The sequence below is a fragment of the Micromonospora andamanensis genome (assembly GCF_016863495.1).
In the GTDB taxonomy this organism is placed as follows: Bacteria; Actinomycetota; Actinomycetes; order Mycobacteriales; family Micromonosporaceae; genus Micromonospora; species Micromonospora andamanensis.
Genome location: NZ_BOOZ01000065.1, coordinates 1 through 21,020 on the forward strand (window position 1 = coordinate 1; position 21,020 = coordinate 21,020).

Annotated in this window: 18 protein-coding genes and 1 tRNA gene; 3 read left to right on the plus strand and 16 right to left on the minus strand. The window is 71.5% G+C overall.

Annotated elements, in window-relative coordinates; all coding sequences use genetic code 11:
• Window positions 1-1,135 precede the first annotated feature (1,135 nt).
• From Van01_RS30400 to Van01_RS30415, 4 genes are all read right to left on the minus strand, one after another.
• Complete coding sequence (locus tag Van01_RS30400) at window positions 1,136-2,287, minus strand: hypothetical protein (protein WP_204014917.1); 1,152 nt, start codon at window positions 2,285-2,287, stop codon at window positions 1,136-1,138.
• A gap of 89 nt (window positions 2,288-2,376) precedes the next feature.
• Entirely contained in the window at window positions 2,377-3,336 is a 960-nt protein-coding gene (locus Van01_RS30405; RefSeq protein WP_204014918.1) for a tyrosine-type recombinase/integrase, read from the minus strand.
• Between the two features lie 113 nt (window positions 3,337-3,449).
• Window positions 3,450-3,523, minus strand: a tRNA-Pro gene (locus Van01_RS30410).
• 180 nt (window positions 3,524-3,703) lie between these two features.
• Window positions 3,704-4,600 (minus strand): LysR family transcriptional regulator, encoded by an 897-nt coding sequence (locus tag Van01_RS30415; protein WP_204014920.1) that lies wholly within the window; start codon window positions 4,598-4,600, stop codon window positions 3,704-3,706.
• Window positions 4,601-4,681: 81 nt separating this feature from the next.
• Between Van01_RS30415 and Van01_RS30420 the strand changes: the two genes are divergently transcribed.
• Window positions 4,682-5,497, plus strand: coding sequence for an NAD(P)-dependent oxidoreductase (locus Van01_RS30420; protein WP_204014923.1), 816 nt, complete (start codon window positions 4,682-4,684; stop codon window positions 5,495-5,497).
• On the plus strand, window positions 5,494-5,946 hold the full coding sequence (locus Van01_RS30425; RefSeq protein ID WP_204014925.1) for a RidA family protein: 453 nt from the start codon (window positions 5,494-5,496) through the stop codon (window positions 5,944-5,946). Before Van01_RS30420 ends, Van01_RS30425 begins: the two co-directional genes overlap by 4 nt.
• Window positions 5,947-5,965: 19 nt before the next feature.
• Here the strand turns inward: Van01_RS30425 and der are convergent, their stop codons facing one another.
• The 8 genes from der to ald all read right to left on the minus strand — a co-directional run bounded on the left by der (window position 5,966) and on the right by ald (window position 14,383).
• On the minus strand, window positions 5,966-7,369 hold the full coding sequence (gene der, locus Van01_RS30430; protein WP_204014927.1) for a ribosome biogenesis GTPase Der: 1,404 nt from the start codon (window positions 7,367-7,369) through the stop codon (window positions 5,966-5,968).
• Window positions 7,366-8,046 carry a (d)CMP kinase gene (gene cmk, locus Van01_RS30435; protein ID WP_204014930.1) on the minus strand — a complete coding sequence of 227 codons (681 nt, stop codon included), beginning with the start codon at window positions 8,044-8,046 and terminating at the stop codon, window positions 7,366-7,368. Before cmk ends, der begins: the two co-directional genes overlap by 4 nt.
• Before the next feature lie 147 nt (window positions 8,047-8,193).
• Window positions 8,194-8,964, minus strand: a complete 771-nt coding sequence (locus Van01_RS30440; protein WP_093409729.1) for a pseudouridine synthase — start codon at window positions 8,962-8,964, stop codon at window positions 8,194-8,196.
• Window positions 8,951-9,871, minus strand: a complete 921-nt coding sequence (gene scpB / locus Van01_RS30445) for an SMC-Scp complex subunit ScpB (protein ID WP_204014933.1) — start codon at window positions 9,869-9,871, stop codon at window positions 8,951-8,953. The genes Van01_RS30440 and scpB overlap by 14 nt, the downstream gene beginning before the upstream one ends.
• Window positions 9,868-10,893 (minus strand): segregation and condensation protein A, encoded by a 1,026-nt coding sequence (locus Van01_RS30450; protein WP_204014952.1) that lies wholly within the window; start codon window positions 10,891-10,893, stop codon window positions 9,868-9,870. The genes scpB and Van01_RS30450 overlap by 4 nt, the downstream gene beginning before the upstream one ends.
• 178 nt (window positions 10,894-11,071) lie before the next feature.
• On the minus strand, window positions 11,072-11,995 hold the full coding sequence (locus Van01_RS30455; RefSeq protein ID WP_099851725.1) for a ParA family protein: 924 nt from the start codon (window positions 11,993-11,995) through the stop codon (window positions 11,072-11,074).
• 274 nt (window positions 11,996-12,269) lie between these two features.
• Window positions 12,270-13,256 (minus strand): site-specific tyrosine recombinase XerD, encoded by a 987-nt coding sequence (locus tag Van01_RS30460; RefSeq protein ID WP_204014935.1) that lies wholly within the window; start codon window positions 13,254-13,256, stop codon window positions 12,270-12,272.
• An 11-nt stretch (window positions 13,257-13,267) separates the two neighbouring features.
• On the minus strand, window positions 13,268-14,383 hold the full coding sequence (gene ald, locus Van01_RS30465) for an alanine dehydrogenase (RefSeq protein ID WP_204014937.1): 1,116 nt from the start codon (window positions 14,381-14,383) through the stop codon (window positions 13,268-13,270).
• A 160-nt stretch (window positions 14,384-14,543) separates the two neighbouring features.
• On the opposite strand from ald, the gene Van01_RS30470 reads away from it, so the two are divergent.
• Window positions 14,544-14,933, plus strand: a complete 390-nt coding sequence (locus Van01_RS30470) for a TM2 domain-containing protein (protein WP_373306309.1) — start codon at window positions 14,544-14,546, stop codon at window positions 14,931-14,933.
• 60 nt (window positions 14,934-14,993) lie between these two features.
• Here the strand turns inward: Van01_RS30470 and Van01_RS30475 are convergent, their stop codons facing one another.
• From Van01_RS30475 to Van01_RS30490, 4 genes are all read right to left on the minus strand, one after another.
• Complete coding sequence (locus Van01_RS30475; RefSeq protein WP_204014943.1) at window positions 14,994-15,614, minus strand: NUDIX domain-containing protein; 621 nt, start codon at window positions 15,612-15,614, stop codon at window positions 14,994-14,996.
• Window positions 15,611-17,350, minus strand: coding sequence for a CTP synthase (pyrG, locus tag Van01_RS30480; protein WP_204014946.1), 1,740 nt, complete (start codon window positions 17,348-17,350; stop codon window positions 15,611-15,613). Before pyrG ends, Van01_RS30475 begins: the two co-directional genes overlap by 4 nt.
• A gap of 135 nt (window positions 17,351-17,485) precedes the next feature.
• The gene (locus Van01_RS30485) at window positions 17,486-19,771 is read right to left on the minus strand and encodes a hypothetical protein (protein WP_204014948.1); all 2,286 of its coding nucleotides are present in this window, start codon (window positions 19,769-19,771) and stop codon (window positions 17,486-17,488) included.
• On the minus strand, window positions 19,771-20,946 hold the full coding sequence (locus Van01_RS30490) for a glycosyltransferase family 4 protein (RefSeq protein WP_204014950.1): 1,176 nt from the start codon (window positions 20,944-20,946) through the stop codon (window positions 19,771-19,773). The genes Van01_RS30485 and Van01_RS30490 overlap by 1 nt, the downstream gene beginning before the upstream one ends.
• Between the last annotated feature and the right edge of the window lie 74 nt (window positions 20,947-21,020).

The following is a 21,020-nucleotide window of genomic DNA, read 5'->3' on the forward strand; positions in this document are numbered from 1 at the left end:
TAAGAACCAGCAGCGGCCGGCATCCTCGACGCCGAAGGACAGGTATGCCGAATCTTGGACGCTGAAGACCGCGAACGCGGTCGCGAGCGCAGGTCGGACATGTTGGCGAACCTAGGCCCTGACGTGGCCGGTAGGTTCTTCGATCGTCACGAATCGTCCGGGTCCATCTCACGGGTGTCGTCTCATGGCAGTACGTCGCCGCAGCCACAGCGCCGAACAGGCGAAGATCTGGTACACGACCTCGCAATGTAGACCGGCGAGTGGGCGGACCACCGGACCGACGGCCATCAGCCAGGCCGTGAGCCATAGCTCGGGGCATCCTCTCGTCACACGGGTTCCGGTAGCGGTAGCTCCAAGTCCTCGACTAGCTGACAGCCCCCGCTCGGGACGCGAATCAGGCCACTCAGCCGGGCGGCCTATGGCGGTCCGAAATCCAGAACCAACCGCCCTGCTCCCAATCTGCTCCCAATGTAAGCCGCTCATGCAACGAAGCCCGTTACCGGCTACTCCGGGAACGGGCTTCTGACCTGCAGGAACTGAGAGTGGGCGATGCTGGTATCGAACCAGCGACCTCTTCGGTGTGAACAGAGTGGTCCGGGGAGCGTATCGAGGTCTGCCCAGACGGCACGCCGGCCATCGCCGGGTTCGTGATCGACGTGGTCGTGCCGCCGTTCCGATGTCGTACGGGATTCACCCGCGGCACGGACCTGCGCACGCCACCGGGATCGACGCCAGCGTGGACCCGTTCCTCGATCAACGGGCTCCAGCCTGAGACACGCTGATGATCTGACTCAGGTGGCTGCTGGTGAACGGCGGCGCGGCAATCGCCAGGCCTGGCTCCACCGACGAGCCGATACGGGCCAACCCCAACCGGGGGCGGTGATAACGCTGGTCGGAACTGCGCCGTCGATGACCAGCGGATGATTGCGGAACACATGCTCACGCGGTGCGCGCTCCGCTGCCGGGGCAACGCACGGTAGTATCAGTGCATGCGCACTCAAAGTGCGCACCGATGCGGAAAATCTGTGTCCGAGGGGGGACTTGAACACCGGCTGGCCGGGCGATAGCGCCGATCATTGTCGGTGGCCACCTTCCAGCACTCGGACATGTCCGTCTGACGCACGCCGGCATGGCGCTATCGGTCGCGGCCTTCCAGGTTGAGGCGGTGCCGGTCAGCGAATGCGCGGGCGCGTACCTCGTTGTTGAACGCGGTGTCGATCTCGTCGTCCCGTTCGTCGTCGGTCACGTCGTCCTGCGGGTCGGCGGGCTGCTCGGCGTATTCGTGGTAGACGAGCCAGCAGCCACGTATGCCGTCGAGAAGGTCTTCGAGCATGTCGCGGGCGGGACGACGTGGGTCCAGAGTGGTCAACCGGATCGTCGTGAACTCGGCGTGCGCCTCGGGGTCGTCCGCCGCGTACCGTTCCACGTTCTCGTCCGCTTCCTCGATTTTGTCCCGTAGGTCATCGATGTCAGGTGCTGTGCCCTCGGCCACCGCCATGGCGTCCCGGATCATGCTGGTCACCACATGCGTGGGCGACAGACCGATCTCCATCAGCTCCAGCACTGCGGTCGGCGTCGCGTGCGGTAGTGCCTCGATGTCGTCGGCTTCCATCACGATTTCGGTCACCGCGGTGCCGGACAGCTCCGAGGTCACCTCGGCGGCGGCCTGCAGCCAGTGCGCGGCCGCCACGCACGCCGAGGTCGGGTCGAGGTGGAGAAAAAGTTCGCCTGCGCCGAGCGGGTTGTCGGTCAGGATCTGGTTGGCGGCGGCGACCTGGACCGGCGAGGCGTCTTGCCGGGTGAGTTGCACGGCCTGGATCGAACGTCCCGACAGGTCACCGAGTTCGGCGCCTTCCACTGCGGCGATCTCGGCCTGGACGTCGGTGATGACGGCTGCGGTGAGGTCGGTGTCCGCGGCGGCGTGCAGGCAACGGCCCACCCGGTGGGCGTACTCCTCGACGGGGTCGTACGAGACGACCAGCATGCCATCGCCGTCGGGCAGGTTCGGCTTGCTGATGTGCCCCGTCACCGACGCGAACTGGTTGCGGGTCCGCTCTCGTCGCCACCCCTCGCTGTTGAGTTCCAGGCTGTCGGCGGCGCTCGCCGGGTGCGTGTAGCAGCGCCACAGTGCTTCGGACAGCCGTGACAACTCGGCTGCCAGGGCCATCCGCTGCCTCGACGTCGCGCCCGCCGGCAGCGTCGCGACCCGAGTCGCGACAGCCCCGTAGCCGGTTTCCCAGCTCGCCATCAACTCGCTACGGCTCTCGTCGATCGCGTACCACGTCATCGCCGGCCCTTTCCGAGAACTCGCCGCAGCCTATCGGGGACGGCGCGGTCACCCACGGCCGTGGGTGACCGCACCAGCCGACCCCCGCCCTATACGCGCTCGCCGATTCCCAGTCGCGCCTGTGTCTCCTGTGCCCGTTCGGCGGCGGCGCTGGCGCCGTAGTGGCGGGGCATGTCCTCTGAGGTCCATCCGAGCAGGAGCATCAGGTCACCGGTGTCGCCGCCGGCGCGTTTCCACTCGTGGGCGAAGCTGTGCCGCCACCGGTGGGCGTGCACGTCCGCCACGCCGGCGGCGGCGCCCAACCGTTTGAGCAGGATCTTGATGCCGTTCGGAGTCAACGCTGCGGTGCCTCGTTCGGCCAGCCACAGGTGCGGCAGGGCGGCGCCCTTGTGCTTGTCCCGGGCCCGCAGATAGCGCGACAACGCCCGGGCCGTCTTGGGCCCGAACCGCACCCGCCGATCCTTGGCGCCCTTGCCGTGGAAACGCACCGACTCCGTGTTCAGGTCCACGTCGTCGACCAGGAGGTTGCCGACCTCCGACAGGCGTGCGCCGGTGTTGCAGTACACCCGGATCAACGCCTCGTCACGCAGGTTCGCGAAGCCTTTGCCCTTGCAGGCGTCGAGAAGCTTGCTGGTGTCCTCGTCGCGCATGACCGGGATCAGCTTGCGGGGTGTCTTCGGCTGCCGCACCCGCTGCATCGGCGAACGGTCGATGGCCTCCTCGTCGAGGAGCAGCCACTTGAAGAACTGCTGCAGCCCTTTGTGTTTGTTCACTGCCGTCGACGCGGACCTGGTCTCGATCATCCAACCCTGGAACGCCTCCACATGCGCCCGCGTCACCGCACACGGATCCTCGGCCGCGTCCCGGGCATCCGGATCCGGCGAGTGGTCACCCAGGTAGCGGCCTAGCTGCGCGGCGGCGAGGAGGTAGTTGTAGCGGGTGGTCTCCGGATAGTTCCCGGCCCGCAGCGAGCGGTCCCAGTCGCGGAGGAACCCGGCCCAGGTCCGGGAGAGCCCGACGGTGAGTTTCTGAAGATCCAGTAGTGGCATGACAACCTGCCCGAGTCAAGGAGTCCAACAGCGGCGTGCTAGACCAGGCATCCATGCCGAGCAATGGAAAGAGGGCTCCCGCAAGTCTCTGACCTGCGGAAACCCTCTCGCTGTCGGGACGGCCGGATTCGAACCGACGACCCCTTGACCCCCAGTCAAGTGCGCTACCAAGCTGCGCCACGTCCCGATGCCACCCCAGGGGCTCCCCCGCGACAGCCGGTACAGCTTAGCGCAGGGCTCACACCGTATGCACCGACCCCTCCTGGGCCAGTACAAGCGGCGCGGCGTCGGTACTGGTCCGCCTGGTACGGAGGGGTGGCCGCGCGACGGATCTCCCGGGCTGGCGAGGGCGAGGCGGCTGGTCGCGTCAGCCGAATCCGCTCGCGGCGTGCCCGAGGTGGGTGAGGAACCGGCTGACGGCAGGTGGACGGGACCGTCCGGCAACGGTAGCGGCGAAGATCCGCCGAACGGTCTCATCCTCGTGGTGTAGGCGGAGCAGGGTGACGTCGACCGGTGTCCCTCGCACGGCCAGGGCCGGTACGAGGGCGACGCCGAGTCCGGCGGCGACGCACCCGAGCTTGCCGGTCCAGTCCGCGGCGACGATATCGACGCGCGGTTGGAATCCCTCGGGCAGGCTGGCCCGCAGCAGGGTCTCCTCGGCGGTGGCCGAACCCACGATGAAGGGATCGTCAGCCAGTTCAGCAAACCGTATCCGGCGCCGTCGGGCGAGCCGGTGGTCGCGTGCCACCGCTACGAGCAGCCGCTCGTCGATCAGGTGGTGCAGGTCGAAACGGGTGGAGTCGAGCGGTGCTGTCGGCGAAGCGCTCACCACTGCTACGTCGGCGTCTCCGGCGGTGAGATTGTCCAGCAACGTCGGCGTCTTCCCCTCGACGAGCGACAGCGCCACGTCAGGGTGGGCGATGCGGAACGACGCGAGAGCGCGGGGAACGAGTGCCGCGACTGCGGTGGGGAACGCACCGACGCGTAGTCGACCACGGCCGAGTCCGTGTAGTTCGTCGAGGTCCTGCCGGGCGGCCAGCAGGCGGTCTAGCATCGCCTCGGCGTGCGGTAGCAGAGTGCGCCCCTCCTCGGTGAGCGCCACGCCCCGTGGCAGCCGGTCAAAGAGCCGTACCCCGAGGTCAGCCTCCAGCGCGGCGATCTGCCGCGACACGGCCGACTGGGTGAAGCGCAGTTGGCGGGCGGCAGCGGTGACCGAGCCGTACTGCGCGACGACCCGGAACACCTCCAGTAGCTGGGTGTCCATCCTTCGACATGCTATCTCCGCATGGCAGCGATGCGAGACAGTCGTTGGTCGCATACACTATGCCGTCCTACCGTGGCCGCCATGACCGACATCGCAGTACTGGGCACCGGGCAGATGGGAGCGGCGGTCGCGCGGAGGCTGCTGGCGCGAGGCCACCGGGTCACCGCGTGGAACCGCACCCCCGCCAGAGCAGCGGCGCTGGCCACGGCCGGCGCGGATCTCGCCGCGACCCCGGCGGCCGCGGTGGCCGGCGCCGACGTGGTCGTCACGTTGCTGACCGACGCCGCCGCGGTCGAAGCCACACTGTTCGGCTCGGGCTCGACCCTGGCTGCCCTGCGACCGGGCGCGATCGTGGTGCAGATGTCCACCATGGGTCCGGATGAGGTCGTCGGGATCGCCGAGCGGCTGCCTACCTCGGTCTCACTGCTCGACGCGCCGGTCGGTGGCAGCATCGACGCGGCGTCGGACGGACGCCTGACGATCTACGCCGGCGGTCCAGCGGCCGTGGTGGACCGTGCCGAGCAGGCGCTGCGGGAGTTGGGGACCGTCCGACGCTGCGGTCCCGTCGGGGCGGGGGCGGCACTGAAGCTGGTGGTCAACACGGCGCTGTTGACCACGCTCGGCGCGTTGCACGACACGCTCGCCGTGGCTGACCGGCTGGGTGTGGATCGGGCGGTGGCGCTGGAGGTTCTCGGCTCCGGGCCGCTGGCCGGTGCGGTCCGGCGGGCGACCGCTACCGGTGCGTCCTTCTCGACCGCTCTCGCCGTCAAGGATGCCCGCCTGGCACTTCGGGGGCTGCGGGGCGCCCCGGTGGCCAGCGCCGCACTGCACCTGCTCACCGCCGCGACCGACCAGCACGCGGACGTGGCGTCCCTCATCAGAATGGAGAACCGATGAACCTGACGCTGGACAACCCATCGGCCGTGGGCGCGCCGTTCGGCGACCGCTTCGCACACGTGGCCCGGCTGGACCTCGACGGCGGTGCGCTGCTCATGCTCTCCGGGCAGGTGGCCGTCGACGACACCGGCGCGATCGTGGCACCCGGCGACCCGAGCGCCCAGGCGACCCGGATCTTCGAGATCATCGGCGGGGTCCTCGCGGCGCACGGCGCGACTCTCGCCGACATCCTGCACATCCGCACCTTCATGACCAGCCTGGATGATCTGCCGGCCTACGCCGCGGTACGCCGGAGCCTCTTCCCCGCTGGCCGGCAGGCCACCCCGCCGGCCAGCACGACGGTGGAGGTGAAGCGCCTCTTCCTACCCGGAGCGGTCCTGGAGATCGAGGTCACCGCAGCGGTCGGGACCGCGCCGGTGACACACCGCACTCCCCCTGGAGCGTCATAGGACAAGGTTGGGCGGCGGGTCAGCCGTGGGCCTTGCCGCGGCCACCGGGGCCGAGCTTCTTGCGGGGGCGTACCGAAATCTCGATCGGGCTGCCCTCGAAGCCGAACTCCTCACGCAGCTTGCGCTCGACGAAGCGTTGGTAGCCGGCGTCCAGCGGACCGGTGGTGAAGAGCACGAAGCGCGGCGGGGCCACCCCCGCCTGGGTGGCGAAGAGGATCCGTGGCGCCCGACCGCCTCGCACCGGGTGCGGGGTGGCCTGGACCAGGGCGGTGAGCCACGCGTTGAGCTGGGCGGTGGGGATGCGGGTCTCCCAGCTGTCCAGCGCCCGGTGCAGGGCGGCGGCGAGCTTGTCGACGGCCCGACCGGTCTTCGCCGACAGGTTCAGCCGGATCGCCCACGGGATGCGGCGCAGCTCCCGTTCGATCTCCTTGTCCAGGTAGTACCGGCGGTCGCCATCGACCAGGTCCCACTTGTTGAAGGCGATCACCAGTGCCCGGCCGGACTCGGTGACCATGGACAGGATCCGCTGGTCCTGCTCGCTGATCGGCTCGCTGGAGTCGAGCAGCACCACCGCCACCTCGGCCGCCTCGATCGCCGAGGCGGTACGCAGACTGGCGTAGTACTCGGTGCCGCTGGCCCTGCCGACCCGCTTGCGCAGGCCGGCGGTGTCCACCAGGTGCCAGGTGTCGCCGCCGATGGTGACCAGGCTGTCCACCGGGTCGACTGTGGTGCCGGCGACGGCGTCGACTACCGCCCGTTCCTCGCCGGAGAAGCGGTTCAGCAGGCTGGATTTGCCGACGTTCGGCCGTCCCACAAGCGCCACCCGACGCGGCCCTCGCGGGCGGTACTCGGCGACCTTCGGTGCCTCCGGCAGCGCCGCCAGGATGGCGTCGAGCAGGTCACCGGAGCCTCGCCCGTGCAGTGCCGACACCGGGTGCGGTTCGCCGAGGCCGAGGGACCACAGTGCGGTGGCCTCCAGCTCGACACTTGCGTTGTCGGCCTTGTTGGCCACCAGGATCACCGGCTTGGCGCTGCGGCGCAGCATCTTCACCGCCGCCTCGTCGACATCGGTGGAGCCCACCGTCGCGTCGACCACGAACACCACCACGTCGGCGGTGGCCACTGCGGTTTCGGCCTGGGCGGCGATCGCCGCGGCGCGGTCCTTCGCGTCGGGTTCCCAACCGCCGGTGTCCACCACCGTGAAGGCCCGACCGGACCACTGCGCGTCGTAGGGCACCCGGTCGCGGGTCACCCCCGGCACGTCCTCCACGACCGCCTGGCGGCGGCCGATGATGCGGTTCACCAGGGTGGACTTGCCCACGTTGGGGCGGCCGACCACGGCCACCACCGGCTGCGGACCGGTCTGTTCCTCGGTGTCCAGGTCCGGTTCGCGCAGCTCGACCCAGCCGTCGTCGTCAGTCACGCCACTGACCGTTCGGCAAGTAGTGCCCGCAGGCGCGCCACGACCTCGTCGATGCCCAGCTCGGTGGTGTCGAGCACCACCGCGTCCGGCGCCTGGGCCAGCGGATCGGCCTTGCGGGTCGAGTCCAGCTGGTCACGCCGGGCCAGGTCGGCGGCGGTGGCCGCCACGTCGGAGGCGTCCTCGGCGCTGCGCCGCGCGGCACGCGCCGCCGCCGAGGCGGTCAGGTACACCTTCAGGTCGGCGTCGGGTGCCACCACGGAACCGATGTCACGTCCCTCGACCACGATCCGGCCCGCCTTGGTGATCATGTCGCGCTGGCGGGCCACCAGCAGTGCACGGACCGCCGGCACGGCAGCCACCGCCGAGACGGCGGCGGTCACCTCGGGACCACGGATGTCGGCCTCGACGTTCACCCCGTCGACAGTCACGCCGTACCCCGCCGGGTCGGTGCCGATGCGCAGGTCCACCTCGCCGGCGACCTTCGCCACCGCCTGCGCGTCGGTCAGGTCGACGCCGGAGCGCAGCACCGCCCAGGTGATCGCCCGGTACATCGCGCCCGTGTCGAGATAGCGCCCGCCGAGGCTCGTGGCGAGCCGTCGGGAGACGGTGGACTTACCCGAACCGGACGGCCCGTCCACAGCGACCACGCAGCGCCCGGCCGGCACGTTTTCCTCCACCGTCGTCCTCCTCAGCCCGTACCTCACGATCCGTCAGCGACGACCGCGAGCGGTTGACCACACATGTTCAATCATGCCCGGCGTCCTGGAGCACCACCGGCCGGGCCGTCAGGCAGCCTACCCTCAGCCGTACCCGCGACTGCCGCCTCAGTCACCCACGGCCTTGAACAGGGCGGCGACCTCCGCGTTGGTAAGCCTCCGGGTCCGCCCGGCGCGCAGGTCGCCGAGCCGGATCGGCCCGATGGAGGTACGCACCAGCCGGCTCACCGGGTGGCCGACCTCCGCGAGCAGTCGGCGTACGATGTGTTTGCGGCCTTCGTGCAGGGTCAGCTCGACCTGGGCGGTACGCCCCAGACTGTCCACCACCCGGAAGGCGTCGACGGTCACCGGGCCGTCCTCCAGCTCCACCCCGGCCGCCAACCGCTTGCCGAGGTTGCGCGGGATCGGCCCGGAAACCTCGCACAGGTAGGTCTTCGGCACCCCGTAGGAGGGGTGCATCAGCCGGTGCGCCAGGTTGCCGTCGTTGGTGAGCAGCAGCAGGCCCTCGCTGTCCGCGTCGAGCCGCCCGACGTGGTAGACGCGCTGCTCGACCCGGTTGCCGAGGAAGTCGGCGAGCGCGGTACGCCCCTTCTCGTCGGCCATCGTGGAAACCACCCCGCGCGGCTTGTTCATCGCCAGGTACACCAGCCGGGTGTCGGCCGCCAACCGCTCGCCGTCGACGTGGATGACAGCCGTGGTGGGGTCGACCTTGTCGCCGAGCTGCGCCACCCGCCCGTCGACCGTCACCCGCCGACGGAAGATCAGGTCCTCGCAGGCCCGCCGGGAGCCGACACCTGCGGCGGCGAGCACCTTCTGCAGGCGTTCCGGACCGGTGTAGACGGGGGCGTCGGGGCGGGGGGTGCGGTCATCGCGCGGCATCGGCAAGCTCTTCTACGTCGTCGGGGAGGAACGGGGCCAGGGGCGGCAGGTCGTCGAGGCTGTTCAGGCCGAGTTTCTCCAGGAACATGGTGCTCGTCCGGTACAGGTAGGCCCCGCTGTCGGACTCGGTGCCGCATTCCTCGACCAGGCCGCGAGTGACAAGGGTACGGATCACCCCGTCGCAGTTGACACCGCGGATGGCGGAGATGCGCGACCGGGTCACCGGCTGCTTGTACGCCACCACCGCCAGGGTCTCCAGCGCGGCCTGGGTCAGCCGGACCGACTGCCCGTCGAGCACGAACCGCTCGACGTAGGTGGCGTATTCCGGCCGGGTGTACAGCCGCCACCCGCCCGCTGCCCGGCGCAGCTCGAACCCGTGGCCGGCCGCGGTGAAACCGGCGGCTATCTCGTCAAGCATCGGGCCGATCCGCTCGGCGGGCTGCTCCAGGACCTGGGCCAGGACCAGCTCGCTCACCGGTTCGTCGACAACCAGCAGGATCGCCTCCAGCGCGCCGCGCAACTCAGCGTCGTCGAGGTCCGGCGCCGGCTCCGGCACCGCCCGAACCCTTGCCCCTGACCGCTTTCGCCCCGCACCCGCAGCCCCCTCCCCCGGAACCCCCTCCCCCGGAACCTCCTCCCCCGTCTCCCCGTCATCACCGCCCCGCCTCCCAGCGCTCTCCCCGACCCCTTCGATCTTGGACGGAATCCGCCCCTGGAGGGGCACCTGCGCACCAAGATCGGCGGCGTCACCTTCCGCGACTGGGGCGGGGTCGGTGGGAGCTGGGGCGGGGTCGGTGGGAGCTGGGGCGGGGTCGGTGGGAGCTGGGGCGGGAGCGGGGCGCTGCCACGGTGGGATCCAGGCGGCGGCCTGGTCGGCCAGGGAGTCCGGCCGCTCTTCGTTGCTCATCCAGCTCGCTCCTCGGTCGTTCCCATCGCCTCAACCTCGCCGGCCCCAGCACCCCCGACACCAGCAACAACACCGCCGACACCAGCACCGCCAGCCGCTACCAGCCCGCCGTCCGAGGGCGCCCCGGAGGACGCCTCAGCGGACAACCCGGAAGACGGCTCCGAGGGCGCCCCGGAGGACGGCTCCGTGGACGGCTCGGGCGGCGTGCCGGCGTATTCGTCGATGGCCAACGCCGGGCCACCATCGGCTGGTCCCGTCCAGCGGACGGTCAGCTCCTCCAACGCCTGCTCCTGGACGAAGGCCACCACTCCCTGCCGGTACAGCTCCAGCAGGGCGAGGAACCGGGCGACCACCTCCAGGGTCGCCTCGCAGTCGGCGCAGAGCAGCGAGAAGCTGGCGGTGCCGGCCCGGCGCAGCCGTTCGGCGATGATGCCTGCGTGTTGCCGGACGCTGACCCGGACCATGTGCACGTGCGCTACTGACACCTCAGGGATCGGCTTCGGAGTCATCGCCCGCACCGCCAGCTTGAGCAGCCGCTGCGGGCCGATGCCGAGGACCAGGTCAGGCAGGGCCTCGGCATAGCGGGGTTCGAGGGTCACGGCGCGCGGGTAGCGCCGCCCGCCGACCTCCTCCAGCGCGGCGATGTGCGCCGCCGCCTCCTTGTACGCCTTGTACTGGAGCAGCCGGGCGAAGAGCAGGTCCCGCGCCTCCAGCAGGGCGAGATCCTCCTCGTTCTCGACCTCTGCGGCGGGCAGCAGCCGGGCCGCTTTCAGGTCCAGCAGCGTGGCGGCGATCAGCAGGAACTCGCTCGCCTCGTCCAGATCCCAGTCGTCACCCATGGCCCGGATGTAGGCGATGAACTCGTCGGTCACCTGATGCAGGGCGACCTCGGTGACGTCGAGCTTGTGCTTGCCGATCAGTTGCAGCAGCAGGTCGAACGGGCCGGTGAAGTTGGCCAGCCGTACGGTGAAACCGCTGGCGTCCGCAGGCTCGGCCGCCTGCGCTGATCCGGGCGGGGTCACCGGATTCGACGCGGCAGCGATCGTCGGTTCAGCGTCGTCCGTTGGCGCCGCACCGGGGGCCGGCGCGGACGGGTCAGCCACCACTGGCTGCGGATCCGCTGCGGCGGTCGGGTCAAGGGGCGGGGCGCTCACGTCGACGACGGTAGTCCACGGCCGGGACACCTCGATTCAGCGCCTCCTACCGCTCGGCCTGCGCGGCGATCACCTCGCGGGCCAGCTGACGGTAGTTACGGGCGCCCGAGGACGCCGGGTCGAGCGTGGTGATGGGTGAGCCGGCGACTGTCGACTCGGGGAACTTGACGGTCTTGGTGATCACCGTCTGGTAGACCTTGTCGCCGAACGCCTCCACCACCCGCTGGAGCACCTGCCGGCAGTGCGTGGTGCGGCTGTCGTACATGGTGGCGAGGATGCCCTCGAGTTCCAGGTCGAAGTTCAGCCGCTCGCGCACCTTGTCGATGGTGTCCAACAGCAGCGCCACGCCCCGCAGACTGAAGAACTCGCACTCCAGCGGGATGAGCACGCCGTGCGCGACGGTCAACGCGTTGATCGCCAGCAGACCGAGTGACGGTTGGCAGTCGATGAGGATGTAGTCGTACTCCTTGCGGACGCTCTTGAGCACCCGGGCCAGAGCCATCTCGCGGGCGACCTCGTTGACCAGCTGGATCTCGGCGGCGGAGAGGTCGATGTTGGCCGGCAGCAGGTGCAGCCCGGCCACGTCGGTCTTGATGAGCACGTCCTCGGCTGTGACGTCGTCCTGCATCAGCAGGTTGTAGACCGACAGATCCAGGTTGTGCGGGTTGACGCCCAGACCGACGGAGAGGGCACCCTGCGGGTCGAAGTCGACGAGCAGCACCTTGCGGCCGTACTCGGCGAGCGCGGCACCGAGGTTGATGGTCGTGGTGGTCTTGCCGACCCCGCCCTTCTGGTTCGCCATCGCGATGATGCGGGCCGGCCCGTGCCGGTCGGTGGGCATCGGCTCGGGGATGGGCTTACGCATGGTGTAGGCCGCCGGGTCGGCCGGGCCGAGGTCGGCGCTGAGAGAATTCTGCTGCTCGCGGAGCTCCGACGTCCAGGTCTCGGCACGGTCACCGTTGCCAGCCATGTCCTTCGTTGCCCCCTTCCGACGACCATCCGGCGTCGGAGCCGCCCGACGTCCTTGCGGCGCCGCTGCGCACCCCGGCGATTCCTCGGCGAGGCCGCGCCGATGCCGACTGTACGCCACCGGCGAGCAGGGCGTTCGGCACCCGCTCGGCGTGTCGGCCGGCAGCAACGGCCACCCGCAGGTCAGGCCACCACCACATTGCCGGCACCGGCGGGACCGGCTGCCGCACCGTCGGGTCACCGGCGGGTCGGGTACGACAAGCCACCGTCGACGGTCAGCTCAGGGCACGGGGATGCGCGGTGGCGTAGACCTCGCGCAGCCGCTCCACGGTGACCAGGGTGTAGACCTGGGTGGTGGTCACCGAGGCGTGGCCGAGCAGTTCCTGCACCACCCGGACGTCGGCCCCGCCGTCGAGCAGGTGGGTGGCGTACGAGTGCCGCAACGTGTGCGGCGACACGGCGCGTGGACCGTCGACGGTCAGCCCGGCCCGCTCGGCGGCGCGGCGCAGGATGGTCCAGGCGCCCTGTCGGGTCAGCGGGCCGCCCCGGGCGTTGAGGAAGACCGCCGGAGTGCCCCGGCCGGCGGCGGCCAGCCCCGGCCGGGCGCGCACCAGGTACGCGCCGAGCGCCCGCAGCGCGTACCCGCCGATCGGCACCAGGCGGGTCCGGCCGCCCTTGCCGCGCAGCACCGTCACCCCCTCGTCGAGGTCCACATCGTCCACCGCCGCGCCGACGGCCTCGGAGATCCGCGCCCCGGTGCCGTACAGGAACTCCAGCAGCGCCCGGTCGCGCAGCGCCAGCGGTGCGGTGTCCCCCGCCGCGTCGACGGGCCCGGCGGTCTCCAGCAGGGCGACCACGTCGTCGACAGGCAGCGCGCGGGGCAGTCGTCGCGGCGGAGCGGGAGGTCGCACGTCGCGGCTCGGGTCGACGCCGGCCAGGCCCTCGCGCAGCGCGAACCGGTGCAGCCCGCGTACCGCGCTGGCGGCGCGGGCGGCCGAGGAGACAGCCAGCGGCGGGTGCCCGTCGGCGCCGGCACGCAACCGGGCCAGGTGGCGTTCGATCTCGCCGGTGGCCACGACCGACAGGTCGGTCACCCCGGCGGCGGCCAGGCAGGCCAGGTAGCGGTCCAGGTCCCGGCGGTACGAGGCGAGCGTGTTCGCGGCGAGTCCACGTTCGACGGTGAGGTGGTCCAGGTAACCACGGACGGCACGGCGCAGGGCCGGCGAAGGCTTGTCGTCCTCGCCGGCCTCGCCCCCGGTCACCTGGTCGTCGGTCAGCCCAGCACCTCGGTCAACGGCAGGGTGGGCAGGCCGTGCGCCTCGGCGACCGGGCCGTAGACGACCTGTCCGTCGTGGGTGTTCAGGCCCAGCGCCAGCGCCGGGTCGCGGCGGGCGGCCTCGCGCCAGCCGTGGTTGGCCAGTTCGAGGGCGTACGGGAGGGTGACGTTAGTCAGCGCGTAGGTGCTGGTGTTCGGCACCGCGCCGGGCATGTTCGCCACGCAGTAGAAGATCGAGTCATGCACCCGGTAGACCGGGTCGGCGTGGGTGGTGGGCCGCGAGTCCTCGAAACAGCCACCCTGGTCGATGGCGATGTCGACGAGCACGCTGCCCGGCTTCATCCGGGAGACCAACTCGTTGGGGATCAGCTTCGGCGCCTTCGCGCCCGGCACCAGCACCGCGCCGATGACCAGGTCCGCGTCCAGCACCGCCCGCTCGATCTCGTACGCGTTGGAGGCGACCGTCTGCAGGTGGCCCCGGTAGATGGCGTCGGCCTGCCGCAACCGGCCGACGTTCTTGTCCAGCAGCAGCACCTCGGACTGCAGGCCCAGGGCTATCGCGGCGGCGTTCAGGCCGGAGACACCGGCGCCGATGACCACCGTCTTGGCCGCGTACACGCCGGAGACGCCGCCGGGCAGCACCCCCCGGCCGCCGCCGGTACGCATCAGGTAGAAGGCGCCGACCTGTGGGGCGAGCCGTCCGGCCACCTCGGACATCGGGGCCAGCAACGGCAGTGACCGGTCCGGCAGCTCGACCGTCTCGTACGCGATGCCTGTCACCTTGCGGTCGACAAGCGCGTCCGTGCACTCGCGGGAGGCGGCCAGGTGCAGGTAGGTGAAGAGCACCTGCCCCTCGCGCATCCGGTGGTACTCCTCGGCGACCGGCTCCTTGACCTTGAGCACCAGTTCGGCCGCGTCCCAGACCTCGTCGGCGCTCTCCAGGATCTTGGCGCCGGCGGCGGCGAACTCCTCATCGGTGATGCTCGATCCGAGCCCGGCGCCGGCCTCGACGAAGACCTGGTGACCGCCACGGGTGAACTCGTTGACGCCGGCGGGCGTGATCGCCACCCGGTACTCGTGGTTCTTGACCTCGCGTGGGATGCCGACCTTCACGATGCAGACACCTCTCTTCGGGGCACGTTCACCCCGACTGCGCGGCGCCACGACGGCCCCATTGCCGCCCCGGTCAACCGGTCCCGCCGGCGGCAGTCTAGGCGCGACAGCAGGTCACCGGAGCCTGCACTGTGACACCTGCTCGCCGCTCCCGTTGACGATGTGTCAGGTGTGCGGACCGGGCCGGCGGTGGACGTCACATCAGCCGTCAGGACAGTGTTCGGCCACCATCGTCCCACCTGGTGCACACCGGTGCGGACAGCAGAAGAGTGGATCACTATTGTGTCGCCCCATGACCACTCCTCCAATGCAGCCCGGGTACCCCCAGGGCGTTTCTGACAAGAGCAAGGTCGTCGCGGGCGTCCTGCAGATTCTGCTGGGCGGCTTCGGCGTCGGCCGGTTCTACATGGGTGACACCAAGACGGGCGTCATCCAGCTGATCGTCACCCTGGTCACCTGCGGCATCGGCAGCATCTGGGGCCTCGTCGACGGCATCCTGATCCTGGTGAACGGCGGCGTCGACGCACAGGGCCGGCCGCTGCGCGACTGACCACGAAAGCACGCAGGGGCCGGGCGGTGCGCCGCCCGGCCCCTGCGTCGTGTCTGCCGCTCAGCCGGGCAGCGGGGCGTCCGCCCGGCGCAGCCCCGACCAGCCGGCGTCGCGGGCGCGAGCGGCGGCGAGCAGCCCGGCCACACACGGTCCGTTGCTGATCTCCCCCGCCAGCACCATGCCTACCGCCTCGTCCAGGTCGATCCGGACGATCTGCAGGTCGGCCTCCTCGTCGTGACGGTCGTGCCGCTGCTCCGCCGGCACCTCGCCGAGTTCCCGGGCCAGGAAGACCCGGACCAGCTCGTCGGTGAAGCCGGGTGAGCTGTGCACGTCGACGAGTACGTCGAGCCGGCCGGCCGTGAGGTCGGCCTCCTCGGCCAGCTCACGCGCCGCCGTCACCGCCGGGTCCTCCCCGGATACGTCCGTCAACCCGGCCGGCAACTCCCACAACCGCCGACCCACCGGCTGGCGGTACTGCCGGATCAGCACCACCTGACCGGCGGCGTCGAGCGCCACCACCGCCACCGCGCCGACGTGCCGGACGAGGTCACGCGCCGCGGTGCCACCGCCCGGCATGGTCACCTCCTCGGTGACCACCTCGAAGATCCGGCCGCGGTAGCGCAGCTCCCGCGAGCGCACCTCGTAACGGTGCTCGACGGCTCGCTCACTCCGCTGGCTCACGAGGCGGAGGCCGCCTTCGTCGCGGCGCCGTTGCGGGTGGCCCGCTCGGCGGTGGCGGGGTCCAGGTCGACCGGAAGCTGGTCGGCCTGCGAGTACGTCACCGCCGCGTGGACGAAGGCGGCGAACAGCGGGTGCGGCCTGGTGGGGCGGCTCTTGAGTTCCGGATGCGCCTGGGTGGCCACGAAGAACGGGTGCAGGTCGCGGTCCAGCTCGACAAACTCGACGAGCCGGCCGTCCGGCGAGGTACCCGAGATGTGCAGCCCCGCCTTGACGAGCTGGTCGCGGTAGGCGTTGTTCACCTCGTACCGGTGCCGGTGCCGCTCGCTGACCTGGGTGCTGCCGTACGCCTCGGCGACTATCGACCCCTCGGTGAGCGTCGCCGGGTACGCGCCCAACCGCATCGTGCCGCCCAGATCACCCTTACCGGCGACGATGTCCTGCTGGTCGGCCATGGTGGCGATGACCGGATGCACCGCCTCCTCGTCGAACTCCAGGGAGTTCGCGCCGTCCAGACCGGCCAGGTGCCGGGCCACCTCGATGGTCATGCACTGCAGGCCCAGGCAGAGCCCGAGCAGCGGGATGCCGTTCTCCCGGGCGTACCGGGCGGTGCCGATCTTGCCTTCGATGCCGCGGACGCCGAACCCGCCGGGGATGACGATGCCGTCGACCCCGGCCAGGGCCGCCGCCGCACCGGTCGGCGTGACGCAGTCGTCGCTGGGCACCCACCGCAGCTGCACCCGGGCCCGGTGGCCGAAGCCGGCCGCCCGGATCGCCTCGCTCACCGACAGGTACGCGTCGGGCAGGTCCACGTACTTGCCGACCAGGGCGACGGTGATGGTGTGCCGGGGCTGGTGCACCCGCTCCAGCAGGTCGTCCCAGCCGTCCCAGTCCACGTCCCGGAAGGAGAGGCCGAGGCGGCGCACCACGTACGCGTCGAGCCCTTCGCGGTGCAGCACCTTCGGGATGTCGTAGATGCTCGGCGCGTCCGGCGCGGCGATCACCGCCTCGGCGTCCACGTCGCAGTAGAGCGACAGCTTGTGCTTGAGCTTGTCCGGAATGTCCCGGTCGGAGCGGCACACGAGGGCGTCGGGCTGGATACCGATGCTGCGCAGTTGAGCCACCGAGTGCTGGGTGGGCTTCGTCTTCAACTCCCCCGAGGGGGCCAGGTAGGGCACCAGCGAAACGTGCAGGTAGAAGCAGTTGTCCCGGCCCAGGTCGTGCCGGACCTGACGGATCGCCTCCAGGAACGGCAGCGACTCGATGTCGCCGACCGTGCCGCCGACCTCGGTGATCACCACGTCCGGGGTACGGCCGTCGTCGTCCGGGTCGGCCATCGCCAGGATCCGTGACTTGATCTCGTTGGTGATGTGCGGGATCACCTGGACCGTGTCGCCCAGGTACTCGCCGCGCCGCTCCTTGGCGATCACGTCCGAGTAGATCTGGCCGGTGGTGACGTTGGCCTTGCCGGACAACGCCCGGTCCAGGAACCGCTCGTAGTGGCCGACGTCGAGATCCGTCTCGGCGCCGTCCTCGGTCACGAAGACCTCACCGTGCTGGAACGGGTTCATCGTGCCCGGGTCGACGTTGAGGTACGGGTCGAGCTTCTGCATCACCACGCGCAGTCCCCGCGCGGTGAGCAGGTTGCCGAGGCTGGAGGCGGTCAGCCCCTTACCCAGCGAGGAGGCGACGCCCCCGGTGACGAATATGTGCCTGGTCGTCCGTGCTGAAGGGGCCAAGGCCTGCTCCCGTGTCGTCCGTCGCGGTCGTGCAGACCGCCGAGCCGATCAGCGAAGTGATCACGCGATCCACGGGATTCCACGGTAACACCTCCCCGACGGCACGCTGGTGCCGCACCCGGTACCGCCGCCGGGTCACCCGGTCGCGACCTCGGCCGACGACCGCGCGCCCGGCCCGTCGTCGGCTGATCCGTCCTCCCCGGGACCACCATCACCCGGCCCGGCGCCGGCCGGTCCACCGCCGTCCGGGCCGCCGTCGGCCGGGCCGCCGTCACCCGTCCCGCCACCGGCCGGCCCACCGTCGGCGGGACGGTCCGCCCCCGGCCGGGTCCGGTCCGCCGAGTGGTCGAGCACCCGCAGCGCCGACAGCGCCGCCATCGGCACCACCACGGCAGCGGCTGCCCCCGCCACGTCCAACGCCGCGGCGCCCAACACACCGCCGATCACCGCCGCCACCGCCGTGCCGGCCATCGCCGCCCGGATGGCCGGGTAGATGCCGAACAGCCGCATGAGCCCACCCCAGGGTTGCAGCAGCGCGAACCAGACAAGCAGCGCGCCGGCCAGCGCCAGCACCGTCAGGGGACTGTTGACGAGCGTGTCGAAACTCGCCGCGCTGGAACGCTGCACGGTCAGCCCACCGGTGCCGTCGCCGAGCGCGGCGAGAAACCGGCCGAGGCTCCCCCGCTCCGCCGGAGCCCGACCCAGATCCACCACCGCGAACCCGACGGTCACCGCCAGGCCGGCCATGGCCGCCCAGGCCAGCCGGGTCAGTGTCAACCAGCCACCCGCGCTGATCGCCGCCGCCACGCTCACCCCGGCGGTCAGTGCGATCGCGCCTATCGAGTCGGCACCCAGGTACTGGCTGCCGACGACCACCACGGCGGCCCCGCCCACGATCACCATCACGGTCGGCCGCCAGCCACGGCGTACCCGCTGGGCGAGCCAGCCGGCGCTGAGCAGCGCGGCGGCCACGAAGACGCCGAGCCCGACGGTGCCGAGGCCGGCATAGCGGCCACCCTCCAGCGCGGAATAGCCAACCACCCCGTTGAGCTGCAACCGGGCACCGGTGACCACGTCCAGCCCGACGGCCAACGTGGTCAACCCGGCCACCGCGCCGAGCGGACCCAGGGTGGTGCGGTAGCCGGGAGCGAGCCGCACCAGCAGCGTCGTCGCGGCCAGCAGTACCGCGGTCAGTGCGGCGAACGAGGCCGCCGGATGCGCGAAACGCCACCACGGCGCGGCCTCGGCGACAAGCGCCGCCGGAATCGCGAGCGCGGCGGCGATCAGCAGCACCTCCACCGTCGCCACCACCTGACGCGGCACCGGTTTCGGTCCGTACGGTCCGGCGTGCCGCCGGGCACGGCGCAGCAGCGGCAGCACCGCCACGGCGAGGGCCACCTGGACGGCGGCGAGCAGAGTGAAGAATCCGCCGGCCACCTCCCGCTGGGCCGCGGCCTCCCGGTCCGCGTCCGCCGGCTCGGCGATGGCTGCCGACAGGTCAGCCGGCCGGCCGCCGACAGACTCCGCGGGGCGGCCCAGAAACGGCCGGTCCGGCATCGGCCGCCCCAGGGCGGCCAGCGCGGTCGGGGCCAGGTCGATAAGTTGCAGATAGCCTCGGCGGCCGGTGCTGGGCGAGGTCAGCCAGCCCTCCTCCCAGCCCGGTCCGTCGGCGACGGCCACGTGCAGTCGGGACGGCTGCTCGGTGTCGGAGACCCCGGCGACGATCACCAGTGAGCGTGGCGGACGACCGTCGAGCACCCGGGCCAGTCGGGCGTCCGCGGCTTCGGCCGCCGCCGCCCGGGCCGCCGGGTCGGCACCCTCCACCACGCCGAGATCGACGATGCTGAGCACACACGAACCGAGCAGCCCGGCCGGCTCCTCGGGCAACGTCGGGGCGTACCTGTCGACCCGACCGAACGGCCGGGCAGCGGCCACCGCCGCGCCCGGCCCCACCGCCACCGAGCAGCGCACCGACTCCGACAGCGCACCGGGCACCGTGCCCCACGGCAGCCGCTCCTGGTTGTGCAGGGCGACGCTCTCCTGGTCCGGCAGGTTCGCGCCGATGCCGTCCGGCTGTTCCACAGTCACGTCGACCGGGGGACACTGCCCGTCCGCGCCACGACTGCCGGGCCAGGCGGCGAAGCTGCCCGCGCCGAGGGTCAACCAGCCGTCCACCGGACAGGTGGGCCGGTGCGCCGAACGCACCGACAGCGACCCGATCGAGCCCTCGCGGGCCAACCCCCACAGCGTCGGCGTACGCTCCGCGTCCACGTCGTCCCACCGCAGCCCGGCCACCCCGACGAGAACCACGAAGTCGGCGCTCTGTCGGGCCGGCGGGTTATGCGGGCGGGCCGCCAACGCGGTGACACCGAGCGCCACCACCATCAGCGTGAGCAGGACCGGAGCGATACGGCGCAGCATCACCGGCGTCCCGTCGACGGTGCGTCAGCGTCCGGCGTCGCCGGTCCGGCCCGGCCCGGCGCCAGTTCGGCGTAGAGCGCGAGCAGTTGGGCGAGGGTCTGCGCCTCGGTCGGCCAGGTCAACGCCCGAGCCGTGCCGAGCCGCGCCAACTCGGCGCGACGCGCCTCGTCGTCGAGCAGGGCCCGCACCGCCGCGTCGACCGCGTCCACGTCACCCGGCGGCACCAGCACCGCCGCGTCGCCGACCAGTTCCGGCAGCCCGCCCACCGCGGTCGCCACAAGCGGTACGCCGGCCCGCAGCGCCTCCTGCGCGAACAACTGACGGGCCTCCCAGTCGCTTGTCACCACCGCCAGATCGGCACCGGTGAGCAGGTCGGCCACATCGGTGCGGTGCCCCAGCAGGGTGACAGGTGCCCGGACGGCGCTGACCCGGGCGGCCAGCGGCAGGTAGGCAGGTCCACTGCCGGCGATCACCACGACCGGGGGTGGGGTGCGCTCCCGCCACCGGGCGGCGGCGTCCACAAGCACGTCGTACCGCTTCTGCGGATGCAGCCGGCCCACCGACAGGATCAGCGGCTGGTCGGCGGCGACAGCGAACTCGGCGCGCACGGCGGCCCGGCGGCGGCGCGGCGCGGGCAGTTCGGGGGCGGCGACCGGGGCGAGCCGGGCGTCTCCCGCGCCCAGCGCGACGGCCCGCGCCACCAGGTCGGCGGAGGCACCGAGGGTCACCCGGGCGCCTCGCGCCACCACCCGCTCCACCAGCCGCGACAGTGCGCCACGCACTCCGCCGGCCAGCACCGCGTTGTGCCAGGTGACCACCAGCGGGGCCGCCGGCCGGGCCAGCACCGCCACCAGCCCGGCCCGCAACCCGTGCGCGTGCACCACACTCACCTGCTCGTCGGCGAGCAGCCGACGCAGCACGCTCACCGCGCGGGCGTCGGCCGGGGTGGGACTCGCCGGGATCTCCACCGGCCGGAACCGGGCACCGGCGGACACGAAGTCAAACTGGTCCTGGGTCGCCGCAGGCCCACAGACCAGCACCGGCTGCCCGGCCGCGGCCAGCCCTCGCGCCACCGACCGGACATGCTGGCCAACCCCGCCGGTGCTGGAGGCCAACACCAGCACCACACTGCCCGGGCGGCCAGCCACGCCCGCCGACCCGCTCGTCGTGCTCACCGGACCGACACTCCGTTCGCGACTGCGGGGCTCGCAAGCTCACTCCTCGCGCTCACCGAACCGACTCCGTTCGC

What these genes read in the sequence shown, in the direction of transcription:
- Van01_RS30400 (WP_204014917.1), bottom strand. Translation starts at nt 2,287, where the DNA reads ATGACGTGGTACGCGATCGACGAGAGCCGTAGCGAGTTGATGGCGAGC.
- Van01_RS30405 (WP_204014918.1), bottom strand. Translation starts at nt 3,336, where the DNA reads ATGCCACTACTGGATCTTCAGAAACTCACCGTCGGGCTCTCCCGGACC.
- Van01_RS30415 (WP_204014920.1), bottom strand. Translation starts at nt 4,600, where the DNA reads ATGGACACCCAGCTACTGGAGGTGTTCCGGGTCGTCGCGCAGTACGGC.
- Van01_RS30420 (WP_204014923.1), top strand. Translation starts at nt 4,682, where the DNA reads ATGACCGACATCGCAGTACTGGGCACCGGGCAGATGGGAGCGGCGGTC.
- Van01_RS30425 (WP_204014925.1), top strand. Translation starts at nt 5,494, where the DNA reads ATGAACCTGACGCTGGACAACCCATCGGCCGTGGGCGCGCCGTTCGGC.
- Van01_RS30440 (WP_093409729.1), bottom strand. Translation starts at nt 8,964, where the DNA reads ATGCCGCGCGATGACCGCACCCCCCGCCCCGACGCCCCCGTCTACACC.
- scpB (WP_204014933.1), bottom strand. Translation starts at nt 9,871, where the DNA reads ATGAGCAACGAAGAGCGGCCGGACTCCCTGGCCGACCAGGCCGCCGCC.
- Van01_RS30455 (WP_099851725.1), bottom strand. Translation starts at nt 11,995, where the DNA reads ATGGCTGGCAACGGTGACCGTGCCGAGACCTGGACGTCGGAGCTCCGC.
- Van01_RS30470 (WP_373306309.1), top strand. Translation starts at nt 14,544, where the DNA reads ATGTGTCAGGTGTGCGGACCGGGCCGGCGGTGGACGTCACATCAGCCG.
- Van01_RS30485 (WP_204014948.1), bottom strand. Translation starts at nt 19,771, where the DNA reads ATGCTGCGCCGTATCGCTCCGGTCCTGCTCACGCTGATGGTGGTGGCG.